Annotated in this window: 1 protein-coding gene; it reads left to right on the top strand. The window is 62.1% G+C overall.

The genetic code is table 11. The annotated features are described in order from the left end of the window. Positions 1-17: 17 nt before the first annotated feature. Positions 18-573, top strand: a 556-nt coding sequence (locus F0L68_RS38605) for a transposase (protein WP_188317063.1), incomplete at its 3' end; no start/stop codon positions are given.

The raw sequence follows: 573 nt of genomic DNA, 5'->3' as shown, positions 1-573 counted from the left end.
CGCAGGACGTGGGGCTGGTGCGCGCGCTCGAGCCCGGCATGCTGGTACTGGCCGACGCTGGCGTGTCCAGCTACGAGCTGTGGAAAGCCGCGGCTCAGACCGGGGCGGCACTGGTGTGGCGGGTCAGGACGGATCTCGAACTGCCGGTACTGTCGGTCCTGCCCGACGGGTCCTACCTGTCCGAGGTCGGTGATCCGCAGCAGAAGCGCCACAACCGTGAACACGAAAGGAAACGTCGCGCCAGTGGCGTCGCTGTCGATTACATCCAGGTCCGGGTCATCGACTACGAGATCCCGAATCGGGACGGCCGGGAAGAATTTATCCGCCTGGTCACCACAATCTTGAAACCAGCCGAGGCGTCGGCCGCGGAACTCGCCGCCGTCTACCATGAACGTTGGGAAGAGGAATCGGTATTCGATGAAATCGAGACTCATATTCGTGGCGGCTCGGACGTCGTGTTGCGGTCGAAGCACGCCGAAACGGTCCGCCAGGAAATATGGGCATTGCTGCTGGTTCACTACGCGATACGACATTTTATGACCGAAGCGGCGGAGCAGGCCGATATCGACACCG

Source organism: Solihabitans fulvus (assembly GCF_008386585.1).
Lineage (GTDB): Bacteria > Actinomycetota > Actinomycetes > Mycobacteriales > Pseudonocardiaceae > Solihabitans > Solihabitans fulvus.
This window is presented reverse-complemented; position numbering and strand designations above follow the sequence as displayed.